The following is a 3,140-nucleotide window of genomic DNA, read 5'->3' as shown; positions in this document are numbered from 1 at the left end:
GCGCGTCCACCGCGCGGGCGAAGCCCGCGAGGAGCTGGCTCATCCCGCCCGCCAGCCGCGCCATCGGCTGCTGCAGCCCGCCGGCCAGCTGCGCGAGCAGGACCTCGCGCGGCGGCATGTCGGCCAGCTTCTTCACCTGCTCGGGGGTCACCTCGCGGCGCTCCACGATCCCGACCTTCACCGCCGGCCGGTCGCCGAACTCGCGGGCGAAGTCGGTGAGCGCCTTGGCGGCGGCCACCGCGTCGTCGCGGCCGATCACCACCCCGGTGGGGCCGGTGAAGAACGCCGCCACGTCGGGCACGTCGAGCCCCTGCAGGGCCCGCTGGGCCAGCGTGTTCTTGACCACCACGTACTCCACCCCCTGCTTGCGCAGGCGGGCGCGGAACTGCGTCATCTGCTTGACGTTCAGCCCCGTGAAGTCGGTCAGGTAGAACGCGCTGGCGCCTTCCAGCTTCTGCTTGAGCTCGCCGATGAACTCGTCCTTGTCGCTTCTCTTCATCGGTCTAGCCCCTGCGGAAGAGGTTGGCGTCGACGGGCACGCCCGGGCCCATGGTGCTGCTCACCGTCACCGCGCGGACGTAGGTCCCCTTGGCGGCGGCGGGCTTGGCGCGGATCACCGTGTCCATGAACGCGGTGAGGTTCTCCTCCAGCTTCTGCGGCTCGAAGGACACCTTGCCGATGGGCACGTGCACGTTCCCCGTGCGGTCCACGCGGAACTCGATCTTGCCCGCCTTGATCTCGCGCACCGCGCGGGTCACGTCGGGCGTCACGGTGCCGGCCTTCGGCGTCGGCATCAGCCCGCGCGGGCCCAGGATGCGGCCCAGCTGGCCCACCTGGCCCATCATGTCGGGCGTGGCCACCACCACGTCGAAGTCCAGCCACCCGTCCTTGATCCGCTGGACGTACTCGGTGCCGACGTAGTCGGCCCCGGCTTCCTCCGCCTCGCGCGCCTTGTCGCCCTGGGCGATCACCAGCACGCGCGCGGTCTTCCCCGTACCGTGGGGAAGGACGACCGCCCCGCGGACGATCTGGTCCGCGTGCCTGGGGTCCACGCCGAGCCGGACGGCCGCTTCCACGGTCTCGTCGAACTTGGCGAAGCTGAGCTCCTTCACCAGCCCCACCGCCTCGGTGGGGGTGAAGGACGACCCCTGGGGCACACGCGCCTGCGCGTCGCGGAATTTCTTTCCGTGCTTGGGCATGTACTCCCTCAGGCGAATCCTTGAACGAGTCCTCCCGCCGCTGCGTCGCCCTGCGCCTGCGGTGGTCTGGCGGACGGAAGCCGCGCCGGGTGATCCGTGGATCACGGGAGGGCAGGAGCCCGCTCCCTGCTCCGAAATCGCGACTTCGCTTCTCCTGCCTCCGGCGGAACGCGCGATGCCACCGTGCGCGCCCCGTCGTTCATCCGTCCGGCGCGAAGGCCGGACGGAAGGGCTCGTCAGTCGACGACCTCGAGCCCCATCGAGCGGGCGGTGCCCGCGATCATGCGCATGGCGCCGTCGATGTCGGCGGCGTTCAGGTCGGGCATCTTGGTCTCGGCGATCTGCCGGAGCTGCTCGCGGGTCACGCGGCCGACCTTGGTCTTCTTGCTCGACGCCGAGCCCTTGTCGAGCCCCGCCGCCTTCTTCAGCAGCACGGCCGCCGGCGGCGTCTTGGTGATGAACGTGAACGAGCGGTCGGCGTAGACCGTGATCTCCACCGGGATGATCATCCCCGGCTGGCCCTGCGTCCGCGCGTTGAACTGCTTGCAGAACTCCATGATGTTCACGCCGTGCTGGCCCAGCGCGGGGCCCACGGGGGGCGCCGGGTTGGCCGCCCCGGCCGGAACCTGGAGCTTGATGAAACCGGTAACCTTCTTCGCCATGTCGCGACCCTCGGTCCTTGAAGTCCGCGGCCGACCGTGTCAGACGGTCAGAACCCGCGGAGCTGGGTGTAGTCGAGCTCGATGGAGGTGGGGCGCCCGAAGAGGCTGACCTCCACCTTCACCTTCCCCTTGTCGTGGTCGATCTCCTGCACCGTGCCGCTGAACTCCTTGAACGGCCCGTCGGTCACCTCCACCACCTGCCCGCTGGTGAAGGGGATCAGGATCTGCGGCTCCTCGGCCACCGGGGCCTCGGTCTCCTGCCCGAAGATCTTGGCCAGCTCGTCGTCGGTCAGCGGCTGGGGCTCGGAGCCCGAGCCCAGGAACTTCAGCACCCCCTGGATGGCCGAGATGGTGTGCGCGGTGCGCTGGTTGTACACCATCTTCACCAGCACGTAGCCGGGATACAGCTTGCGGGTCACCGTCACCCGCTTCCCGTTGCGCAGCTCCACCTGCTCCTGGGTGGGCACCAGCACTTCCTGGATCTGCTTCTGCTCCGCCTCGCCCGGCTCCTCGTCGATCCGGCGCTGGATCAGCCGCTGGACCTTGTTCTCGTGCCCCGAGTAGCTCTGGATCGCGTACCACCTGGCGTCGCCCATCCCCATCACCCCGTGAAGAGCGAGGTGACCAGGTTCAGGATGGCCATGATGATGCGGTCCATCCCGAAGATGATGAGCGCCACCGCGATCACGAACACCACGATCACGCCGGTGGAGTTCAGCAGCTGGTCGCGGTCCGGCCAGGTCACCTTGCGGATCTGCTCGCCGACTTCGCCGAAGAAGTCCAGCACGGTGGTACGGGTCGTCTCTGCCATTCCCTTGCGAGGCCGGAAGTAGCGGTTGCGTTGGGTGAGCACCGGGCGCCGCGCCGCCGGAAGCTCCGGCGGGCGCGGCCGCGCGAGGACCTTACTTGGTCTCGCGGTGCGGCTGGTGCTTGTTGCACCGCGGGCAGTACTTGCTGTACTCCAGCCGCTCGGGGTGCTTCCGCTTGTTCTTGGTCAGGTGGTAGTTCCTCTCCTTGCACTCGGTGCAGGCGAGGATGACCTTGTCGCGCATGGCTCCAGCTCCTGTATCTGTACCGTTCTCAGACGGCAGGCGGCGGGGAGCGGTCCCCCCGCCGCACCTTCGTTACGAAACCGCGGTCAGTCGATGATCTCGGTGACGACGCCGGCGCCCACGGTGCGGCCGCCCTCGCGGATGGCGAAGCGCAGCTCCTTCTCCATGGCGATGGGCGTGATCAGCTCCACCGTCATCTGCACGTTGTCGCCCGGCATCACCATCTC

7 protein-coding genes are annotated in these 3,140 nt (G+C 68.7%); all 7 read right to left on the bottom strand.

Features of this window, described 5'->3' with window-relative positions:
• On the bottom strand, positions 1-499 hold a 499-nt coding region (rplJ, locus tag VF092_29410), incomplete at its 3' end, for a 50S ribosomal protein L10 (protein HEX6751446.1).
• 4 nt (positions 500-503) lie between these two features.
• The gene (rplA, locus tag VF092_29405) at positions 504-1,199 is read right to left on the bottom strand and encodes a 50S ribosomal protein L1 (GenBank protein ID HEX6751445.1); all 696 of its coding nucleotides are present in this window, start codon (positions 1,197-1,199) and stop codon (positions 504-506) included.
• Between the two features lie 236 nt (positions 1,200-1,435).
• Entirely contained in the window at positions 1,436-1,861 is a 426-nt protein-coding gene (rplK, locus tag VF092_29400) for a 50S ribosomal protein L11 (protein ID HEX6751444.1), read from the bottom strand.
• Positions 1,862-1,908: 47 nt separating this feature from the next.
• Positions 1,909-2,457: a transcription termination/antitermination protein NusG gene (nusG, locus tag VF092_29395; protein ID HEX6751443.1), complete on the bottom strand. Its 549-nt coding sequence runs from the start codon at positions 2,455-2,457 to the stop codon at positions 1,909-1,911.
• A gap of 5 nt (positions 2,458-2,462) precedes the next feature.
• On the bottom strand, positions 2,463-2,672 hold the full coding sequence (gene secE, locus VF092_29390; protein ID HEX6751442.1) for a preprotein translocase subunit SecE: 210 nt from the start codon (positions 2,670-2,672) through the stop codon (positions 2,463-2,465).
• A 91-nt stretch (positions 2,673-2,763) separates the two neighbouring features.
• Positions 2,764-2,913: a 50S ribosomal protein L33 gene (gene rpmG, locus VF092_29385; protein HEX6751441.1), complete on the bottom strand. Its 150-nt coding sequence runs from the start codon at positions 2,911-2,913 to the stop codon at positions 2,764-2,766.
• A gap of 86 nt (positions 2,914-2,999) precedes the next feature.
• A partial coding sequence (tuf, locus tag VF092_29380) for an elongation factor Tu (protein HEX6751440.1) occupies positions 3,000-3,140 on the bottom strand: 141 nt, incomplete at its 5' end.

Origin of the sequence: Longimicrobium sp. (genome assembly GCA_036377595.1) — a bacterium.
GTDB lineage: Bacteria > Gemmatimonadota > Gemmatimonadetes > Longimicrobiales > Longimicrobiaceae > Longimicrobium.
This window is presented reverse-complemented; position numbering and strand designations above follow the sequence as displayed.